At 53.9% G+C, this 20,528-nt stretch carries 20 protein-coding genes and 1 pseudogene; 10 read left to right on the forward strand and 11 right to left on the reverse strand.

Going from position 1 to position 20,528, the window contains the following annotated elements; translation table 11 throughout:
- The first annotated feature begins 59 nt into the window (after positions 1-59).
- Entirely contained in the window at positions 60-473 is a 414-nt protein-coding gene (locus tag QMX91_RS02860) for a VOC family protein (protein ID WP_139055538.1), read from the forward strand.
- Positions 474-530: 57 nt separating this feature from the next.
- Here the strand turns inward: QMX91_RS02860 and QMX91_RS02865 are convergent, their stop codons facing one another.
- The 5 genes from QMX91_RS02865 to QMX91_RS02885 form a co-directional block, all read right to left on the reverse strand.
- A complete protein-coding gene (locus QMX91_RS02865; protein ID WP_134786803.1) occupies positions 531-860 on the reverse strand; it encodes a hypothetical protein in 330 nt (109 codons plus the stop codon).
- Between the two features lie 106 nt (positions 861-966).
- Entirely contained in the window at positions 967-1,995 is a 1,029-nt protein-coding gene (gene rtcA / locus QMX91_RS02870; protein WP_282412208.1) for an RNA 3'-terminal phosphate cyclase, read from the reverse strand.
- An 8-nt stretch (positions 1,996-2,003) separates the two neighbouring features.
- Positions 2,004-2,792, reverse strand: a complete 789-nt coding sequence (locus tag QMX91_RS02875; protein WP_123588426.1) for a nucleotidyltransferase domain-containing protein — start codon at positions 2,790-2,792, stop codon at positions 2,004-2,006.
- 14 nt (positions 2,793-2,806) lie between these two features.
- Positions 2,807-4,033, reverse strand: a complete 1,227-nt coding sequence (locus QMX91_RS02880) for an RtcB family protein (protein WP_282412209.1) — start codon at positions 4,031-4,033, stop codon at positions 2,807-2,809.
- A 335-nt stretch (positions 4,034-4,368) separates the two neighbouring features.
- Positions 4,369-5,916 (reverse strand): RNA-binding protein, encoded by a 1,548-nt coding sequence (locus QMX91_RS02885; protein ID WP_282412210.1) that lies wholly within the window; start codon positions 5,914-5,916, stop codon positions 4,369-4,371.
- 203 nt (positions 5,917-6,119) lie between these two features.
- Between QMX91_RS02885 and rtcR the strand changes: the two genes are divergently transcribed.
- Both rtcR and QMX91_RS02895 read left to right on the forward strand, forming a co-directional pair.
- Positions 6,120-7,727: an RNA repair transcriptional activator RtcR gene (rtcR, locus tag QMX91_RS02890; RefSeq protein WP_134786807.1), complete on the forward strand. Its 1,608-nt coding sequence runs from the start codon at positions 6,120-6,122 to the stop codon at positions 7,725-7,727.
- A gap of 174 nt (positions 7,728-7,901) precedes the next feature.
- Positions 7,902-8,162 carry a hypothetical protein gene (locus QMX91_RS02895; protein ID WP_282412211.1) on the forward strand — a complete coding sequence of 87 codons (261 nt, stop codon included), beginning with the start codon at positions 7,902-7,904 and terminating at the stop codon, positions 8,160-8,162.
- A gap of 31 nt (positions 8,163-8,193) precedes the next feature.
- Here the strand turns inward: QMX91_RS02895 and QMX91_RS02900 are convergent, their stop codons facing one another.
- Together QMX91_RS02900 and QMX91_RS02905 are read right to left on the reverse strand one after the other, a co-directional pair.
- Positions 8,194-8,616 (reverse strand): RDD family protein, encoded by a 423-nt coding sequence (locus QMX91_RS02900; RefSeq protein WP_134786808.1) that lies wholly within the window; start codon positions 8,614-8,616, stop codon positions 8,194-8,196.
- Positions 8,617-8,715: 99 nt separating this feature from the next.
- Complete coding sequence (locus QMX91_RS02905) at positions 8,716-9,060, reverse strand: hypothetical protein (RefSeq protein ID WP_135296190.1); 345 nt, start codon at positions 9,058-9,060, stop codon at positions 8,716-8,718.
- Between the two features lie 517 nt (positions 9,061-9,577).
- Here QMX91_RS02905 and QMX91_RS02910 point away from each other — a divergent pair.
- Together QMX91_RS02910 and QMX91_RS02915 are read left to right on the forward strand one after the other, a co-directional pair.
- Entirely contained in the window at positions 9,578-10,909 is a 1,332-nt protein-coding gene (locus tag QMX91_RS02910; protein WP_282412212.1) for a site-specific integrase, read from the forward strand.
- Positions 10,910-10,969: 60 nt separating this feature from the next.
- The gene (locus QMX91_RS02915) at positions 10,970-11,998 is read left to right on the forward strand and encodes a hypothetical protein (protein WP_198848256.1); all 1,029 of its coding nucleotides are present in this window, start codon (positions 10,970-10,972) and stop codon (positions 11,996-11,998) included.
- 23 nt (positions 11,999-12,021) lie between these two features.
- Here QMX91_RS02915 and QMX91_RS02920 read toward each other — a convergent pair whose 3' ends face one another.
- The 3 genes from QMX91_RS02920 to QMX91_RS02930 form a co-directional block, all read right to left on the reverse strand.
- Complete coding sequence (locus tag QMX91_RS02920) at positions 12,022-13,074, reverse strand: inovirus-type Gp2 protein (RefSeq protein WP_233098095.1); 1,053 nt, start codon at positions 13,072-13,074, stop codon at positions 12,022-12,024.
- A 367-nt stretch (positions 13,075-13,441) separates the two neighbouring features.
- Complete coding sequence (locus tag QMX91_RS02925) at positions 13,442-14,899, reverse strand: YfjI family protein (RefSeq protein WP_198848258.1); 1,458 nt, start codon at positions 14,897-14,899, stop codon at positions 13,442-13,444.
- A 28-nt stretch (positions 14,900-14,927) separates the two neighbouring features.
- Positions 14,928-15,194 (reverse strand): AlpA family phage regulatory protein, encoded by a 267-nt coding sequence (locus QMX91_RS02930; protein ID WP_233098096.1) that lies wholly within the window; start codon positions 15,192-15,194, stop codon positions 14,928-14,930.
- Between the two features lie 378 nt (positions 15,195-15,572).
- Here QMX91_RS02930 and QMX91_RS02935 point away from each other — a divergent pair, with 378 nt between their 5' ends.
- From QMX91_RS02935 to radC, 5 genes are all read left to right on the forward strand, one after another.
- Positions 15,573-15,902: a hypothetical protein gene (locus QMX91_RS02935; protein ID WP_106120176.1), complete on the forward strand. Its 330-nt coding sequence runs from the start codon at positions 15,573-15,575 to the stop codon at positions 15,900-15,902.
- Positions 15,903-15,972: 70 nt separating this feature from the next.
- Positions 15,973-16,941 (forward strand): DUF932 domain-containing protein, encoded by a 969-nt coding sequence (locus QMX91_RS02940; RefSeq protein ID WP_138763999.1) that lies wholly within the window; start codon positions 15,973-15,975, stop codon positions 16,939-16,941.
- 79 nt (positions 16,942-17,020) lie between these two features.
- Positions 17,021-18,025: a lambda-exonuclease family protein gene (locus QMX91_RS02945; protein ID WP_198848259.1), complete on the forward strand. Its 1,005-nt coding sequence runs from the start codon at positions 17,021-17,023 to the stop codon at positions 18,023-18,025.
- 106 nt (positions 18,026-18,131) lie between these two features.
- Positions 18,132-19,058, forward strand: coding sequence for a hydrolase or metal-binding protein (locus QMX91_RS02950; RefSeq protein ID WP_138763811.1), 927 nt, complete (start codon positions 18,132-18,134; stop codon positions 19,056-19,058).
- Between the two features lie 47 nt (positions 19,059-19,105).
- Positions 19,106-19,603, forward strand: coding sequence for a DNA repair protein RadC (gene radC / locus QMX91_RS02955; protein ID WP_138763810.1), 498 nt, complete (start codon positions 19,106-19,108; stop codon positions 19,601-19,603).
- A 116-nt stretch (positions 19,604-19,719) separates the two neighbouring features.
- On the opposite strand, the pseudogene QMX91_RS02960 reads toward radC, so the two are convergent.
- Positions 19,720-20,193: pseudogene (locus QMX91_RS02960) on the reverse strand (inovirus-type Gp2 protein); the annotation flags it as partial.
- Positions 20,194-20,528 lie beyond the last annotated feature (335 nt).

The raw sequence follows: 20,528 nt of genomic DNA on the forward strand, positions 1-20,528 counted from the left end.
CCTTTCGCGGAACCTGGCGAAAATCGCCTCTCTCCGCGCCTACTGCCAGGAACGCCATCATGCGAATCAATCCCTACCTGATCTTCAACGGCAACTGCCGCGAGGCCTTCACCTTTTACGAACAAGCCTTGCAGGGCAAACTCGAAACAATGATGACCTACGGCGAAACACCCGCCGCCGAACACGTACCGAAAGAGCACCACAACCTCGTCAACCATACCTGCCTGAAGGTTGGCGACCAGATGATCATGGCCTCGGACACCACACCTGACCGGCCAACCGAGGGCATGAGCGGGTGCTCGATCTCCCTCAACGTCGACAGCATTGCCGAAGCCGAGCGAGTGTTTAACGCGCTGGCCAAGGACGCTCGCGTCGACATGCCGCTGCAAACCACGTTCTGGGCCGCCCGGTTCGGCATGCTGGTCGATCGCTTTGGGGTGTCGTGGATGATCAATTGCGAGACTGACAAGTAACGCCGACGTTTCGTCAGGCATGAAAAAGCCCAACCTCTTCAGGTTGGGCTTTTGGGTTTATCGCTGGGCCAGCTCATGCCGCACGCATTGTTCGTAATAGGTCTGCTTGACCGCTGCAGGTTTGAGCTTCGACGTGCTGTTGTAGGTCTGCTCGGTAATCCCCATTGCCGTCATGCGCATCCACGGTTGCTGGAACTTGCGCACCTGCAACTGCTTGCGCGCGCCGTACAACGAGATCCCCGAGAGCTTCGACTGTTGTGCGCCGGCGGCGATGTCCGAGCCCCACGTACAGGCAAACCGGTGACTCTTGCTCAACTCCCTCGCTTCAATGGTCGAAGCGAAAGCAGCCAGGGAAAGCGTTGCAACGGTTATGACAATCGTCCGCATATAGCCAACCTAACCTTTTGAAAAAAGGCGATTTTGCCGGGGAAGCCCAAGCTTGGGGGCCAGCAAATTGCCGCATTCGCGAGATTGATCCGGGCTTGCGACGTGGTCAGCGACCGTTGCGGACCTCAACCCGCAGACGCTCGGGGCCCGCTTTCGAGCATTCGATAGTGACCGGCAAGAAGCGCTCGATCACCGCGATGTTGCTGTGCAGATGCTCGGTCATTCTTGGGGTAGTGAATGATCCGCCACCGGCCAGCGCCATCGGCAGCAGCAACTGGTCGGCGAGGTGTTCCGCCACCGCAGCGTCACTGCGTAACCAGTCTGTCGCCTGATTGATTGCGGTATCAGCGACCTTCTCCGCCCGTAACAACACCTGGCCAAAGGCACTGAAGACTTCGGTGACCTGCTCGAACACGTACTCCAGTAACAGCACGTTACCGGGGCCACGCGCCGGGTCGAGCGTGATCGGATGCAAAGTTTCCGCTGCCCAGCGCAAGCGTTTCGCCACCTGATTCAGTTCACGCTCGGCGACGCTCGGTGCGAGACCGGCCGTCAGCGCCAAGGCTTGCTGCGACAGCAGCGCCCCACGCTCACACAGGTCCAGCGGCGTCAGTTGCGACGGCTGCACCGTGACGTCGATCTCACCGCCACCGGCCGGGACAAAGCCGTGACGCAGCAGATCCAGCTCAATGCCGGCACCCATGCGCCGCATCAACGGCAACCAGCTGCGCGTAAGGAAATCGACAGGCGGCGCCAACGGATTATGCGTACCGCCGCTGATCCGTACGCGACTTGTGCCCGGCGCCTGCAACAGCGCCGGCAGCAATGTCTGCAACACCAACGTGCAACTACCGGCCGTGCCGATCGCAAACCGGTAATCACCCGAACGAATCGCTCCCGGCTCGAAGCGCAACTCCTGCGAGCCCAGTTCCGCTCCCGCGATCCGTGCGCCGCAGACTTCGGCGGCCGCCATCACGGCCGTCAAATGCTGGCGTAACAATCCCGGCCGACTGCGGCGGGCACGAATCTGTTTAATGCGAAACGCCTGGCCCGTCACCATCGACAGGCTCAGCGCGCTGCGCAACACCTGACCGCCGCCAATCGCGCCGTCCAGTTCAATCACTTGCGGTTCCATTTCAATCCTTACGCATACAACCCGACGATGTCCCTGAGGTAGTCATCCAGTCGTCGCGAGTCTTCCTGAGTTCTGAGTAATGTGGGCACATCGCGCTCGAGTTCGGCAGTGATGAACCTGTGCAGCGCCGGACGACGCGGGCCGTAGGCGCGCTCGTCGGCATTGCGTTTAAGTGCCAGCAGTTCGTCGACTTCAGCAAGCAGTGCGCGGTCGTCGACCGTGGTCAGCAGGTCGGCGAAGGTCATCGGTGGACGCCCACGTCCCTGATCGATCCAGCGCACCGCCAGCAACGGCCGCAGCACGTAGAAGTACTTTTTGAACCGTACGCTGTCGCCTTGCAGGTACTGGCGAAAGTTGTTTTTCGCCATCGACAGATAGTGGTTGCGGGCTGCCGGCGGGCTGTAGAACGCTTCGGCCAGCTCCCGCAGTTGCGCAACCTGCGCGCTTTCGCTGCGGTACACCAATGGCGAGTCGAGCCACTCCAGCAACGTCGGATTGGACTTGCGCAATAACCCGAGGGTCTTGCGCAGTTCCCAGCCGCTGACGTCCAGTTCATCGTCCAATGGCCGCTCGATCACCGCGCGCGGCGTGTCGACCTGAACGAACCACTGCGGTTTTTCCACGTACACGAACCGCACGTCGTAGTCGCTGTCGGTCGAGGCAAAGCCCCAGGCCCGACTGCCGGACTCACAGGCGTACAACACCGTGACGTTGCGCTCGCGCTCTATACGCGCCAACTCTTCCAGTACTCGCGCACGCATCGTGGCGCACAGCGGGTGGCGTTCTGCAAATTCCATGACTGCTGATCCTTTTATCCTTTGACGCACACCACTTGCCGCAGGGTGTGCAGCACTTCCACCAACTCGCGCTGGGCGTGCATGACTTTGTCGATGTCCTTGTAGGCCATCGGAATTTCGTCGATCACCGCTTCATCCTTGCGGCACTCCACATGCGCCGTGGCGCGGATCTGGTCTTCGACGGTGAAAGTGTTCTTTGCCTTCGTTCGGCTCATGGTGCGGCCGGCGCCGTGGCTGCAGGAGCTGAACGACTCTTCGTTGCCCAGGCCGCGCACAATGAAACTCTTGGCGCCCATCGAACCCGGAATGATCCCGAGTTCACCTTTCTTCGCCGACACCGCACCTTTGCGGGTGACCAGGATTTCTTCGCCGAAATGCCGCTCTTTCTGCACGTAGTTGTGGTGGCAGTTGACCGCTTCCAGCGCCACCTCGAACGGCTTGCGAATGATCTGGCGCGTGGCCTGAATCACCGCGCGCATCATCAGTTCGCGGTTCTGTCTGGCGAAGTCTTGCGCCCAGCTCACCGCTTCCACGTAATCATCAAAGTGCTGGCTGCCTTCTTCGAAGTACGCCAGGTCACGATCCGGCAAGTTGGCGATGTGCTGCCGCATATCCGCCTGAGCCATCTGAATGAACAGGTTGCCAATGGCGTTGCCGACACCGCGAGAGCCACTGTGCAACATGAACCACACCCGGTTGGCTTCATCCAGGCAGACTTCAATGAAGTGGTTGCCGCTGCCGAGCGTGCCCAGATGCCCACGGTTGTTGGTGTTGGCCAGTTTCGGGTACTTGTCGGTGATCAGTTTGAAACGTGGCTGAAGCCCCGCCCAGGCCTGATCGGCTTGCTGCGGAATCTCGTCCCATGCGCCCTTGTCGCGCCGAGAACGGTTCGAACTGCGGCCATGGGGCACCGCTTGCTCGATGGCGCTGCGCAGACCTTGCAGGTTGTCCGGCAAGTCGGCTGCGGTCAACGACGTGCGTGCGGCGATCATGCCGCAACCGATGTCCACGCCGACGGCCGCAGGGATGATCGCGCCCACCGTCGGAATCACGCTGCCAATAGTCGAGCCCTTGCCCAGATGCACATCCGGCATCACCGCCAGATGCTTGAAGATGAATGGCATCTTTGCCGTGTTCATCAGCTGCTCGCGGGCCTCGTTTTCCACCGGGACGCCTTCGGTCCAGAGTTTGATCGGCTTGCCGTTGGCGACTTCGAGCAGTTGGTAAGTGTGTGCTTTCATTTCTCTATTCTTTATTCGTTGGCCGATGATTCGGCGTTGTTCCGTCATGTGCAGCGACAAAAAAACAGACACTGTGGCTCTGCCAGTCGAGCCCCCGTTGCCGGGGCGGGATTCGAACCCGCGTTCCGATGGAGTACCTGTTGCATTCGCTGCTTTCTTTTCCAATAAGGTGGCACGACAAAAGTTGATGACTGTTGCGCGTCGCCGCGCACCGGGGTTAACCGGCCTCAGATGTACAGCCATCAGGCATTCGTGCCGTCACACACGCTGACAAGGGTTTGATGAGACGTCTTGGATGTAGTCCCACCGGCATTCAGCGCCTGTGACAAATCAATTCATTGCATCTTCTCGATCGCTTCGACCCAGTGCTGGGCACCGTAACGACCGCTGGTGAACTGCTCGACCACATCGAACACCGCATCGCTGAAACCGCCGACATTCAGGATGTCATCGCGGTCGGCTGCCTGCGTTGCATAACCCGGCTGGATATCGATGCACACCAGCCGTGCCTGCGGGTTGATCCGCTTGATGCGCTCCCACTGGAGCATGGTCTCACTGGCACCACGGCGCCGCGTGTCGATCCAGGACTCGTTGTCCGATACCAGAATCAGCGTATCGACCCTGGCCTTGCTGTCCGCCAGTTTCTTCAATGGCGCCGAGCAGTTGGTGCCGCCGCCAAAGGCCGCGGCCAGTTTCTCCGCATTGCTGATCACGCTGTCCCGTGGATTGAGCTTGATATCCACCACCTTCACTTCGAACGGCATCACCCGCGCCGCCGGCTGTTTGCGCAACACCGCCGCCGCGACCAGTGCCGCCACATCAATGCAACGCACTGCGGTGGTTGCACCCTGACGATAACCGGTCGCTGGGCTGCCCATTGAACCCGATACGTCCGGGCATACCACCACCGCGCCTTCCAGCTTCGGCACGTTGGCCAGCGATAACTCAAGTGCGTCCTGCAATGCCTCGCGGATCTGCAGCGGAACGTTATCGCCAACCATCCGGTAGGCCGCCAGCAACTGGTACGGATAAACCCGCGCCTTGGCCACTTCTTGCGGATCTGCAAGTCGCGCGGCCACGTACTCGACGCAACCCGGAACCTCGAACGCGCCATGCCGCGCCAGGGTGTTGAGGTTGATGCGCAACCCCTGCCAGCCCATGTTGCAGGCCTGCGCCGCCCATTGCTCTTTGCTCAGAATTTCGTTGCCGAGCAGTTGAAACGGTACTGCGGGGACTTCGCGACTCGCACCGCTGCGAAATGCCAGCAAATCACGGGTCAACTCGGGCAATGCCTGCACATCCACCGGTTTGCCGATCAGCCAGGCGAAGAACGCTTCGCGCCAGGCCTCAGCCGGCTTTGGGTGAACCATCTTCACCACGTCCGCCAGCGATGGCTGGTTGCCAATCGACGCTTGTAGCAGTTGACGTTCGGTCGCGCCGTTCAGCCAGTTCTGCACCAGACGTTTGGGTTGCGAACCAAGGGATTTGCGCCCGGTGGCGCCACTGCGCAGGATCTGCACGTAGTTGCGCAACATCTTGCCGCTGTCGATCACTTGTTCAAACACCTCAGGTACCAACGTCGAACGGTTCGCCGTTAACGCCGCGAGCAGCAATGCCGGCATGTCTTTCATGTGGCCCTTTTGGCGAGCGTAGACAGCAGCCTTCGCCACGAAACGGCTGTCGAGTTCAGCCACCAGCTTCAACACTTGATCCAGTTGACTCTCTGCACTGGCGTAAAACGTCTGGTTCAGGCAACCGGTGACCGCCAGTTGAGCCAGTTGATGCTTCGGCGTGTAGGCATATGCCGAGGCACCCGAAGCATTCAAAGTGTCGCAGGCTGGCAGCTGTTTCGATTGCTTGTTGAAGAGTTTGAAGTTGGCCATCGTGGCGTCTCGCTGTGTTGTCCTGTTCGTTGCGATAGGTATTGCAGCGGCTGTGCCAGTTTTTGATAGGCGCAAAATTTATTTTTTATCTTATTGATTTATATAGTTTTTTTATTTTTATCGATTTCTTTGAGCTGAACCAAAGACAAACCCAGTGTGAGAAACCTATCATTTGATATCGTCATTTATCTTTTGAGATAGCCATGCCCAACAAACGCACCGTCGCCATCGGTTTTATCGGCGCCACCCTGGACCGCGTTGGCAAAGGCGCCAATCGCTGGAGCCACTGGCGACCTAGCGTGGGCCTGTGCCAGCAACCGGACGTGCTGATCCATCGCCTGGAATTGATTCACGGTATCGACGCGCGCGACATCAGCCTCGCTGAACGGGTTCGCGCCGATATCCAGCAGGTCTCGCCGGAAACCGAGGTACACCTGCACCCCATGGCACTGCGCAATCCGTGGGATTTCGAAGAGGTCTACGGCGCACTGCATGACTTCACGACGGCCTACAGCTTCGATACCGAGCACGAGGACTATCTGGTTCACATCACCACCGGCACCCACGTCGCGCAGATTTGCTGGTTCCTGCTGACCGAAGCACGCTATCTGCCGGCGCGCCTGATCCAGACCTCCCCCGCCCGACGCAAAAGCGAAGATGAACAAGCCACCGGCACTCACGCGCTGATCGACCTCGACCTGTCGCGCTATGACCGCATCGCCTCGCGTTTCGCCAACAAACGCCTCGAAGGCCTGGAGTTCTTGAAGTCCGGCATCGCCACCCGTAACGCGGCGTTCAACCGCTCCATCGAACAGATTGAACGCGTGGCCGTGCGCTCCAAGGCGCCCATGCTGCTGATCGGCCCGACCGGCGCCGGCAAATCGTTTCTCGCCCGACGCATCTATGAACTCAAACGCAGCCGCCATCAAATGCAGGGCCGGTTTGTTGAGGTGAACTGCGCCACCCTGCGGGGCGACGGCGCTATGTCGGCTTTGTTCGGTCACGTCAAAGGCGCATTCACCGGCGCGCAGAACGCCCGCGACGGCCTGCTACGGGCAGCGGACGGCGGCATGTTGTTTCTCGATGAAATCGGTGAGCTGGGCGCGGACGAACAGGCGATGCTGCTCAAGGCGATCGAAGAAAAGCGCTTCTTTCCGCTCGGCTCCGACAAGGAGGTCGATAGCGACTTCCTGATCATCGCCGGTACTCACCGCGATCTGCGCAGCCGCGTCGCCGAAGGCCTGTTCCGCGAGGATCTGTACGCACGCATCAACCTCTGGACATTTGACTTGCCCGGCCTGGCCGGCCGCCGCGAAGACATCGAGCCCAACATCGATTTCGAGCTCGAACGTCACGCTCGCGATCACGGCCAACTGGTGCGCTTCAACCTCGAAGCGCGCCGACGCTACCTCGCCTTCGCCAGCTCTCGGGAAGCAGCATGGCTGGGCAACTTTCGCGAACTGTCAGCGTCGATTACCCGGATGGCCACGCTGGCGGACAGCGGACGAATTGATGAGGCGCAAGTGCAGGAAGAAATTGATCGACTGCGTTATGCGTGGGGACTGGCGCAAGCGGACGGCGTGTCGGATGACCTCCCGGGAGACGCCGATAGCCTCGACCTGTTTGATCGATTGCAATTGAAAGCGGTAATTGAAGTATGTCGGCAAGCGGACAGTCTGTCGGATGCCGGACGCAGACTGTTCGGCGTATCGCGCCAGGCCAAGGCGCAGCCGAATGATGCAGATCGCTTGAGAAAATACCTGAGCCGCTTCGGGATTGAATGGGCCGACTTGCAAGGCCGCAAAATATAGCGCGGTGTTTTCGCGGCGCTTTGTCGCGGTCATGTTTGTGGTCGGCTTGGTAGAAATCCTTCTACTTTCACATTGGGCCGGGTATCTGTGACTTTACCGCTCGTCCAACGGCCAGCACCTTAGGCCTGTTCATGCCTCCAAAGAGTTACCCACATCTCGCGGAAGACTCAGATCATGAACAAGTCGATTGCAACCCTGACGCTTGCAAGCCTGCTGTTGACTGGCTCGCTCTTCACGCAGACCAGTTCGGCAGCAACACCGACGGCCTCCCCCGGCACAAATCAGGCGCAAAGCTCAGAGTCCAACGAGGAAAAAGCCAATAAAAAAGGCGAAGAAGCGTCAGGCTCAAACTCCGGCGCCGAACCGCAAGAAACGCAGAAGGACGCCGCAACCTCCAGTGACTCGGAGGATATTCAGCAAGATTCGAAACCTTAACACTTGGGCGACTGCCGTCGCCCCACTTGACTCACCTGACACGAATCACAATTGTTGACGCAAGCATGTCGCCCAGGCGTTTGCGCGAGCCAAAGAAGATGAAAATCCAGTCGAGGATGTTCAGAAACGGCGTTGTGATATTGCGTATGAACGATTGATACAGATTGCAGTTCAAGTAGCTACGCTCATCAATCACCGACATCCCCAGCAGCTTTTTACCCAGGCTTTGCCCGTTGGGCATTGCATCGGAAAACAGGTAATACGCCACACCCGTACCAAGAGCCAGGACAGCCACCGCATTTGGCGGCAAACCAATAAACTCCGCCAGCCGTCCTACGAAGAGGATCAAAAAGTAGGTGATCAACGTATCGATGATCTGCCCACCCCAGCGACGGCCCAGCCCTGCGAGATTTTTCGGCTTTTGATATTCACTGCTGGTATTGCTGATGTCCATGCGCCTTCGCTCGATCGGAATTTAGATACCGGAGTATCGGCAACCGATCGCCAATATTTAGTGGCGCATCAGAGGCGAGCGCACTGACAGTACGGTCTATCAAACCCCGCAACACTGCTGCGCATGGCTCGGCTCGCTGAAGGTAAAGAAGTAGAAGGAAATTTTTTCGTCCTCTACGTCTCTTAATTCATATCTGATTCTGTCGAGCCCACGATCGATTCGGGTAACGACGAGCTCCATGAATTGAGTCAATCCGCCGCCAAAGCCACTTAGATCAAGCGCACTGACATCCTGAAAATTTATAGTGATAGCGCTTTCTGCTGCGTCATCGAGCGACGACATCGTCAAGGCCAGATTGTACTTGAAGTCTTGAATTTCGATATTCAGCGAAACGACTGCATTGTGCTGAATCAAAAGCGAGTTCAAGCGAGATAACTTATCCATTTTCTTATGAACCAATGACGGAAAAGATGTGGCCTGCAACATTCGTGTATTTGAGCGAGCATCTTCAGCCCTGGCAGGCAGAGTATCAACCCGACATCAAATGGCTGCGCAGCCGGATCCCGCTTGTCTATCAAGTGATCCAAACTTTTCATCCAGCGACCTTTTTTGCGCGGGTTTTGCGAAGGCACAAAAAAGCCGATCTGGATGATCGGCTTAGATGAAGTCCCGAAAAACTCCCTACGCATGAAAAAGCCCAGCTGGTTAGAGTTGGGCTAAGTCATTGAAAGATATGGTCGGGACGGAGTGATTCGAACACTCGACCCCTAGCACCCCATAAAGGTAAACCACAATCCAATCCAGTCTAAAAAAATCCAGGAACAAGGCCTAAAGCATTGTATTTACTAGGCCAACGCAGTTTACACAGTCCAACCGCTTCCGATAGCATTCTACCAAAGCCAGCGAGAAACGGTGACCCAACGGTGACCATCTGGAGCCTGGCCTTTCTGGGGAAGCGAAAGTGGCGACGATCACCGACAAACAGATGAACGCAAAACCAGCCAAACCTACCTGGCTGATCGAGGATGCTCCTCGCGGCTGCGGCCGATTCATGGCACGTCTTCGCCCAGATGGCGAGCGCCTGTTTTACTTCAGGTATACCGACACCAGCGGTGGAAGGGTGTTTCTGCCCATAGGCGCATATGACGCCACTGGCACTGATGGGCTTACCCTCAAGGAAGCAAGAACTAAAGCTGGAGAGTGGTCACGCCTCTACCAAAGTGGAACTCGCAACTTACGTGAACATCTGGATGCCGAGGAAGCTGCCCGTATCGCAGCCCGAGATGGTGAATTGGCACGCCTCACCGCCGAGAAAGCAGAAGCCGAAGCCGAGCAAGCTCGCAAAGCGGCACGTAAGACTGTTACCGACCTATTCGAGCACTGGGCTATGGTTGATCTCATCAACCGCAAGGACAAGGGTGCAGAGGCTCGTCGGATGTTTGAAAAGGACGTTCTGCCCTTCTTGGGCGACTTGGCTGTCGCTGATGTGAAAAAGGGTCATATCACCGAGGTAACAGATGCCCTCCTCGCTCGCGGTGTAAACCGTATGGCCAAGATGGTTTTTTCGCTTATGCGTCAAATGTTCCGCTTTGCCGTAGACCGCGACCTTATTGAGCACGATCCCAGTGCCAGTATCCGCAAAGCTAAGATAGGCGGCAAAGACACTGAACGCGACCGAGTACTGAGTGATGACGAAATCAAGCTGCTTGCTAAGAAAGCCCCGGATGCAGGACTGCTAGTCACCACCGAAGCTGCAATCTGGATTGCCCTATCGACCTGCTGTCGAATTGGTGAGCTCCTGAGCGCTCGATGGGAGCATATCGATCTAGAGCAAAGCACTTGGCTGATTCCGTCCGAGAATAGTAAAAACGGCAAACCGCACAGCATCATTCTTTCAGACTTTGCCATTAACCACTTCAAGCGCGTAAAGCAGATTAATAGCCTATCACCTTGGTGCTACCCGAACACCTACATAACTGACCATGTATGCCCTAAAACGGTAACCAAGCAGTTGGGAGATCGCCAGCGCCTTCCGGAACAAGGCTCAATGAGCCGACGTAGCGCCAAAGCCCAAGCACTGTTGCTACCAGGCGGAAAGTGGACGCCTCATGACCTGCGGCGTACAGGCGCGACGATTATGACTGCTATTGGCGTGCTTCCTGAAGTGGCTGAACGTTGCCTCAACCACACAGAGGAAAACAAGGTAAAACGCACTTATCAGCGTCATAGCTATGCTAAAGAAATGGCGGAGGCTTGGGAAGTTCTCGGCAAGCATTTATCCAGCCTGATATAGACAGCCACTCCAACCGCCCTGAGAAAAGACTAGCAGCGCTACACAAGGACACGATTACAAATGAAAAACAAAGGGCTTGTTATATCAGTAACTGAATTTCTTGAGGAGCACAGCATCTCCGAAAGTGAATTCAAAGACAGAATTGAAAAGCTGCAGCCCCCCCTTCTATGCCGCTGCCCAAGAACGGTTGCAGTTCATGTATCCGGCTCGGCTATCGTTCTAAATGACAATGAGCCCAGAACAGCACAAAGCCTATCAAAGCAGCATAAAGGTACGCCTTTTTGCGCAGATCACGATTATCACTCAAAAGTAGATTTAGACATAAAGTTTATTTCCATAAGCGTCACCGACTGGGAGGAAATAGTAAATTATGATGAGATTTCAAAATACAATTTTAATTCCTCCATTTATTACGAACGCGGAAAAGACCTCACGCAAGCTTCAGCACATGAGCTGTTAAAGACAAGCTTAAAACCATTTCCAGCCCTCATAATAGACGCAGACTTCTTTATCACCTCAAAAACCGAAATCAACCAGATGAAAGAAATAACAATTAGAAAGACTGACATACTCATAAGAACAGAGGACTCAAATAAAATCCTTGATACAATAGCAGACACCGACAAAGAGCAGAAAAATATCGAACGCCAAGAATGGGAATCAGACGACCTTTTCGAGTTAAACAAAGCCTCAGATGAATTTATCCCCGAGGCAAATATCGCTTCACAGAAGGAGCGAAAAGAGCTTATCGATAAAATAAAAAAACACCTAGAGAAAAAATACAACTTCAAGGGAAAAGACGTACTCGAACAATCCGCCTTCGCAATATTACCCGACGAGCACTACCGTGAAATAAAGTCAACAAAGATGCCAGTTGGCGAAGCCTTAACTAAATACCCAGAACATGCATCCACCGCACTAATTCTTATCAATGAAGCGGCAAAATACTTCTGGCAGGGAGACCAAGAAAAAACTAAAAAACCTCAAGCCAAAAGAATAATTATGATAAAAGAGTTAGAAAGTTCAGACTGGGGCTTCACGGCAAAGTTAGCCGTTGCCGCAGCTACCATCATCAGCCTAAAGCCCTGAAACTAATAGGCCATGAGACATACCTAGATGGCCACGTGAGGAGCCGTCTGAACCGGCCCAGGGGCTCTGGGGCGCCCTCTCTTCACAGACCTCAACTTAGGCATATTTCCTCGGAAAAATGATCTGCCACTTTCAGGGGATAGTCGTATCCAATAGTCCACCTTGGTCAGGTAGGAAGCTACCCTATTCTTCAAAGCGCTTACCCTGTCCAACTGATTAAAACTGATCATACCTACTCCAAGATATCTATATTTCTCTTTAACAGCATTGCAATTGAAATAGCGCCCTGCTCCTGCCGTAATTGAGTCTCGCCAATACTCACCAACCATTCTAGCCAAAACCCCATCCTGGCGATGATTTGATCCATTATAAAAAAGCAACAAATGAAAATGAAACCCCTTTAGCTGACCGTACTCCAGCTTACAAGCAAAGCCTAACAATCCATCGACTGGAATGCCCTTATGAAGGTCTTTCTGCATTTTCGCCCAATGTGCCTTGACCTTTTTAACATCGCTATAAAAATCTTCACGACCACTTACAAAGCCTGACTGATAAGACAAATCAACGCGCACAACGAGCATCCTAGAGTGCTGAGCAAAAAGAGCATCTATATAACCTTCCAAGCTGTTAATTCGCTTAAGGGACGCTTTGCGGAATCGTTTCAAAACGCCTTTAAAAGCATCACTGGACAGCTCCAACCGAACAAATTCTACGAGAATATTCATTCGAACTAAAAAAGCCTCAGCTGCTCCATTGCATAACGTAGGCCAGACTTTGAGCGAATGAAGATCATTAACTCGATCAACGCTTCTGAAGAAAACCTCCACATAAGGATTAACTTCATGAGAGGGGAAGTACTGCTCAAGCATTCCCTTCCCCCTCTTTAGCTTGCCAACAAAATAGCGACCAAGCTTCTCAGCCTTAACCTTTACCCCGTCGCGCCTACAAGTAAACGAAGTGAATAAAAACCCCTTACTACCAGCAAGCTCACACATTAACTTCTCAATAGAACGCAACTCCAACACCAAGCCTTCCTCTACCCTTAAAACAGGAACCCCTCCGACTTCTTCAACCATTAGATCTAACGCACCTTCATTATCGATCCAGTCAATTTCACTTATCACTCATTGCCCCTCAATAAACCAGCAGCATGACTTTGGGGAGCCATGCTACTGACAAATGATCAATCGACCATCACAACCACCAACCACTGCACAACTGATTGAATTTATTATTCAACCAAACATTCGTCAATTTATTCAATTAAACTAAACAACCAAACTACAAACCTAATTAAATAGTAATACATAATCAAACAATAGCCACCTTGAACATGCGCTCTATAAAAACGAGAGAAACAAACTCACGCAACTCGCAAACACCTAACGCTAAATATCAAAAACAACCAAAAAAGTTAGTACCCCAAGAAGAGCCAGGCATCATCTACACACCACCCTGCCAAGGACAGAGATCGACATAAACAGTTTTGTCACCAGGATAATTCAAAATCCGGACAGCACTGTTATTTACTAGACGCAAAAGAACATGCTCAAGAGCAGCTTTCTTTCTAAACTTCCCAGGCCCGCATTGCAAAATATAATTTTTCTTAACAAAACGTTTACCCACCTTACGAAAATTATCTAGCCAGCAATTTAATTCCTGCTCCTCATTGTTCTCTTTAGAGTTCTGCCCAAACAACTTTATAAACTCATTGGAGTACCATTTAGCAAGATCCGTTGCCACCTGCAAGGTTGACGTCGAAATATCACCCTCAAACCCTTCAAAACTATGAAGCAATGCAGCCAACCTAGAAATCACCTCCATTAACTTTGAGCCATGATCACCTAGTCCATAAAGTATTCCACCTGCACACATCCTTGACTCAATATCATTCGCAATCTCCACCCAAAGCCGAGCCGCTTCGGAGTCGAATCCGATCACTTCTTTTTCTTTTTTATTTCCTCTGAAATAAATAAGGCCCGCCTCAAGAAAGTGCTCCAACCGCGAGGCAAATTGTGTTTGATGATACCAGGACGGTGCCTGAGTGCTTACATACCTAGTCCCCTGTGTTGAAGCTGGGTGACAGATTAGAAAACGCGCCCACAAACCAGACCCCCTAGACACTCCGCCTTTATGAGCCATGTACTTCGAAAATACGCTTTCCTGGACCATAAGAGAGACTGTCAGCCGCGCGTCAACAAGTTCAAAGCTTTCCGCCGTCTTACGATCAATTGTGATTGAGTCACCACTCCAAATGGCATTTTGCTTTGATAGGTCATTGAAGGCGCGCCCTTCTAAAACACCGCCACCTTCACTTGAAATCAAACCAGCCGTAGGTAAGTTTTCGTACATCCCATGAAACAAAGCCTCAGAGGTTGAGTCTTCATACAAAATCTTAAATTCTTTTGGTTTAACTGGAGCTTCTTTCTCTAAAGCCAATAAGACCTTCTCCTCTTCGTCAGCAAGAAGACCTTTTGATGCTTTTTTCATAATCGCTTTTAATATTCCATTACGTCGAACCGTCCAAGTATCGTACTTAATCTTCCACACCGACTGACTCTCCCTCACCTCCTCGCACTGCTTAGCCTGAAAGGCTCTAATCGGCTTCAAGAAAACATTCTCAACCGTTGACTTCCTTTCACCCGAGTCAGCAATAGCAAGAAGCATCAGCGAGGTCGGACCGACCTGACCATTAGGTTTACGAACATCTACATGGCCCTGCAAGACAGCAGAAATCGCGGTTAGGGCCGCATTTTGAATCAATCCCCGTGGGGCCTGAATATTTGCTTGAGCCTCATTTATTGCAGCATCCAACAAGGGAAACTGCGACAAACTCGGATATGAATCATCTCCGAAATTAGATTTTTTTGCATTTTGTTGCCTAAAAAAATTAAAATACATAAATCACCATAAATACAAACAACTAATATCAAACAACCATTGCAGATATAATTTCCGCCATTGAGCCTTGACTCTGCCTAGACAGCTTCACATACTCTTCCATCCACGAATTTATTTCGCTTTCAATCCATCGCACAGATGTTTTCCCAACACGTATCTGCCTTGGGAATTTCGCATCATAATGTTTAGAGCCCACCTTAAGCTTGTTATAAATAGTTGACCTAGAAAAACCTGTTCGTTTTAAAACATCTTTCAAGCGAAGCATAACCAATGTTTCTGATTTTTCATTAAACATCATTGCACCCTTTAGGACTGGACGAGGCAATCCTATAAGCAGCAACTCAAATCTCAAAGAACGTGAGCGTAACGCTTGCTAACGTTACGCTTTTGGAGCTCACCACTTTGACAGACAGCAACTCTGCACTCCTTCAAAACAGAATGCCTCTCCCCCTTAGCCAGCACTATTCCAGCTATTAATAGCTAAAATAGCAGCCCATAACGCCAAACCTCACATTCAGATACCGCCCACTACGTCCCTCGCGGAGACGTTGTTTCGGCAAGCCTCATTCAAAAAAATCTCAGACCTATATCACCCAGATGAACGCTCAACGATGAGCGCGTCATTCAGCATTTCTGCGTGATACGTGGACTCAGTAATAAGAGAGGAATTTTTATGTATACGCCTTGCCCAAGCTGCAACTCTGGTCGTGTGATTACTAAAAATGTGGGTAAACAAGCGGGTGGTTTGATTGGTGCAGCAGGAGGTGCGGCCAGTGGAGCCGCTGGAGCCCTAACGGGGGCGGAGGCCGGTGCCATACTGGGAGTGGTCGGTGGGCCGGTAGGGATCGCCATTGGCAGCATTGCCGGTGCGCTGCTGGGCGGTCTGTTTGGCGGAGTGGCTGGCGGGGTCGCTGGGGCCACGCTGGGTGAGCAGATTGATGAAAAAATCCTTCACAACTATCAATGCCTGCATTGCGGTTACAGCTTCAGCGTCAACCGTTAAGCCGTTGTGAACAGGTGACGTTTGTTGATGAAACGACGCTTTTACCATTCATTCGCAAGGAATCATTTCCATGGCTCATCTCGTCGAAACTATGGCTTTCGCTGGCAGCACTCCCTGGCATGGTCTGGGCAGTCGCCTTTCCCCGAAACAATCGCTCGAAGTCTGGCAGCGTGAAGCGGGTATGGACTGGAAAATCCAAGACAGCCCCGTTCATTTCAAATCCGAGAGCATCGGGGCTCTGGGCTCAATTCACTCTTTCCCTGAACAGAAGGTGCTGTATCGCTCCGACACCAAGGCCCCGTTGTCAGTGGTCTCCAATCGCTACCAGGTTGTGCAGCCCCGTGAAGTATTGGAGTTCTATCGAGATCTCACCGAAGTTTCGGGCTACGAGCTGGAAACCGCTGGAGTACTCAAAGGCGGTCGCAAGTTCTGGGCCCTGGCCCGTACTGGGCAAGGTACAACGTTGAAGGGTAACGACCAGGTGAATGGCTATCTGCTGCTAGCTACTTCCTGCGATGGCACCCTGGCCACTACTGCCACTCCGACCACAGTGCGCGTGGTCTGCAACAACACGCTGACCATCGCCCTGGATGGCACCACCCGCGCGATCAAGGTGCCACATAACACCCGCTTCGATCCGCAGGCAGTGAAAAAGCAGTTGGGCATCGCCGTCTCGCAATGGGACGACTTCATGTACCGGATGAAAAATCTGGCGGAGCGCAAGGTGCACTGGCTTGAGGCGACGGGCTACTTCATGAGTGTACTTTGCGACGTAGCCCCCACTAGCAAACTGCCCGAAGTGCTGCCAAATGAGCGAGCACTGCGCAAGGTGCAGAGCCTGTATGAAGGCCAAGGTCGTGGGTCGACGCTTGAATCAGCACAAGGAACTGCGTGGGGCTTGCTCAACGCCGTGACGGAGTATGTCGATCACGAGCGACGCTCCCGAAGTACTGAATACCGCATGGACTCGGCCTGGTTTGGCCAAGGTGCTGTTATCAAACAACGCGCCTTGCAGGCCGCACTGGAACTCGCCGCCTAGCTCCACTCACCCACTCAATGATTAAAGCGCCTGGTCAGCTCTGCTGGCCGGGCGTTTTTATGCCGCACAGGAATACATCATGGGCACACAAACTCTGCAACATCCCAGCAGCAAACCCCGTCCTGCCTTACGTCTGGTGGCGACTAAACAACTGCCGCGCGAGGACTGGTTGGCCGTGCGTAAACAAGGTATCGGCAGCTCGGATGCCGCCGCAGCCGTGGGCCTGAACCCTTACAAATCCCAGCTGGAGCTGTGGCTGGAGAAAACCGGCCGTGATACCTCACTACCCAAGCTCGATCCACAAGATGAAGAGAGCCCTGCTTACTGGGGAAACATACTGGAGCCGATTGTCGCAACCCATTACACCCGGCGCAGTGGTCATCGGGTGCGGCGGGTCAATGCGGTGCTGCAACATCCTGATCCCAAACTGCCCTGGATGCTAGCCAACATCGACCGTGAAGTAATCGGCGCGTCAGAAGTACAGATTCTCGAATGTAAAACCGCCGGCATAAACGGCGCACGCCTCTGGAAGGAGGGTGTGCCCGAGTATGTGCAGCTGCAAGTCATGCACCAGCTCGCCGTCACCGGCAAGCAGGCCGCTGATGTGGCGGTACTGCTCGGTGGTCAGCACCTGGAAATCCATCGTATCGAACGCGACGAATCACTGATTGCTCGGCTGATCGACTTGGAGCGACTGTTCTGGGATTACGTAGTCAGTGATACCCCGCCGCCGGCAGACGGATCTACCTCAGCGGAGCAGGCGTTGCGCTGTCTCTATCCACAGGACAGTGGGCAGAGCGTGGACTTCAGCCAGGACATACTGCTCTGTACGACCTTTACTGAACTGCAGAGCGTGCGCGAATCGATTGCTTTGCAGGAGAAGCAGGAAGCTCAGCTCAAGCAAATGTTGCAACAGGCCATGGGCGAGGCCAGTCGGGCGACCTTCGCCACCGGCTGCATCACTTGGAAGAAAGCCAAAGACAGCATGGCCCTGGATATCCCCCGCCTGTTGAAAGAAAAGCCCCATCTGCAAGTGCGCTACGCAACCACCAAAACTGGCAGTCGGCGTTTTCTGCTGGCCTGAACGTTTGTTCGCTTCTCCCTTATTCCCATGCCCTTTCTCTCCAACGCCACCCTGGCCGTTTGCGCGGTCTCGGTGGCGTTTTTATTTCAGATGCAGGAGAACTCCCATGCTCAAAGGTCTGGCTATCACCCCGCCCGTGCTCGGTCGCATTTCCATTGGTAAGGTCGTCGAGAAGAACGGTAAACGCCTGCCCGAAAAAGACGATCAGTTCACCATTACATCGCAGGTACAAAGCCGCGACGGCTGGTTGCTGCATCCGCTAAATGAGGAACTGCGCAATGGCCAGGACGGCAAGCTGCGCAGTATTCCGATTCGGCTGCTGTTCAACGAGCCGGATCTGAACTTTCGCGCTGACTACAGCTTGTTCGACCGAAACACTGGCAGGCCTTTGTGCGTCGGCAATGGTGAGACCTGCAAGCGTCTGACCAAGGACGGCATCCAGTCGTTGCCCTGCCCGTCACCGGATGGCTGTTCACTGGCTCAAGGCAATGCCTGCAAGCCTTACGGCCGGCTGAACGTGGTGATTGGCGATGACGATCCGCTGGGCAGCTTTGTATTTCGCACCACGGGCTACAACAGCATCCGCACCCTGGCAGCGCGCCTGCATTATCTGCAAGCCATCTCCGGCAATCGCCTGGCCTGCCTGCTGCTGGAGTTGCGTCTACGCGGTAAATCCACCCGTCAGAGCCATGGCACGCCGATCTTCTACGTGGATATCACAGTACGCAGCGGGCTAAGCCTAGAAGACGCCTTACTGGCAGCCAAGCAACTGGAGGAAACCCGACAAGCAGCGGGATTTGACCAGAGCGCCTTGGATCAAGCGGCACGACAGGGCTTTAGCAACGGAGCCTTTGAAGACAGCGATGAGGACACCGGGGCCATCGTCGAGGAGTTCTTCCCCGCAGTTGAAGATCAGACCAGCAAGGCAGAAGCCGCCCCCAAACCAGCGGCCCCTGCCAAAACCTCACTGGTACAAAAGCTGGAATCCAAATCCCTCCAAAGCGGCAGTGACCACTCTGCTCGCGCCCACTGATCACACTTCCAACCTGACCCAAAGTCTTCCAATTCAAGAGAATCCCCATGAAATATCACAAGCTCAAAGCAGGTGAGACGACCGGAACCTATGTCATGGACTCCCCGGTTACCGAAGCCGATATCTTGCAGATGGCGCAACAACTGGCAATGAGCCGTCTGTCTAAAGGCAGAGCATTGACTGAGCCGAAGCAGGTCTTCAGCCACCTGCAAACACTGTTGCAATACCATGAGCACGAAGTCTTTGCTTTGCTGCTACTCGATACCAAGCACCGGGTTATAGGCTTTAGAGAACTGTTCAGAGGCACGCTGGATGGGGCCAGCGTATATCCACGGGAAGTAGTCAAGATCGCTCTGGAGCACAACGCGGCAGCCGTGATCTTGGTTCACAACCACCCCTCTGGCGATCCAGAACCCAGCCAAGCCGATCGCACACTGACTAAAACCCTCAAGAATGCCCTCAACATGGTAGGCACTCAGATATTGGATCATGTCGTCGTGGGATGTGAAGGCTGCGTGTCGTTGGCTGAACGAGGCTACCTGTAATCTCTATAGGCACGCCGTCCGATAGACTGCCCTTGGCTGATGCCTGGGCGGTCATCGGCACGGCCCCCAATTACTTATTTTTTGTCGTGATCCAGCGTTTGTACTCAGCTTCAGCTTCAGCTGCAGCCAAAGCCATGGCTGCCATCCACAAAGACCTTGGTAGCCGACTTGCAGAGATAACTTGTTCGGTGGAAGAACACAGCCTGCCCAACCAAGTCGTCACGACGTAAGTGGTAGTAGGGATTCGGCGGGATCTCGACCAAGCCGCTGACAGCCCCTACTGATAGGCCCAAGGCGCTGGCCCAGGCCTCCACCAGACGGTTGAACATATTGTCCCTGCCGGGCTCAAACTTACCCAGCGCGTTGAAGGCATCGTAGTTCAACAGGATAGCCAGATGGTGGTGCGGCTTGCAGTGCTGGCCATGCTCTCGCGCCCAGACGTATCGGACCTTGCTGTCGTGAGTATAGGGACTGGATTGGCGAGCTATGTTGCGGTTATGTCGGATTTAGGCTTTAAAAAACTCGATGAAACGCTCAATGACCTGGTTCGTGTACGTGTAGTCAGGTAGCTGAACTCCCACAGGCATCCGGTATACCGCGCACAGGATTGCATCGGCGCAGTGGTCAATGGTGAGTGTCATGGCAGCACCGGCGCAGCGCAACCCCAAGCGGCCTGCTATGGCCGGATGCTCAACGGCCAATGCACTGGGCCACAGTTCTGATTTGACTCCCCCATGCTCGCTTAGAGCGCGATTCTGCCGGCAGCTCTTTTTTCAACAGAATCGGACAAAAACGGTCATTTACAGTCTATGAGCTCAGGGCAGTTGGACGCGACGAGGCTCCCCATGAACACTGTGAATGCAAGCGGACAGCCCAAATCTTTTGATTTGCACTTGGCATCTGAAAAAGCGATCCTACCGATGCG

Source organism: Pseudomonas sp. PS01299, from assembly GCF_029960145.1.
Taxonomy (GTDB): domain Bacteria; phylum Pseudomonadota; class Gammaproteobacteria; order Pseudomonadales; family Pseudomonadaceae; genus Aquipseudomonas; species Aquipseudomonas putida_A.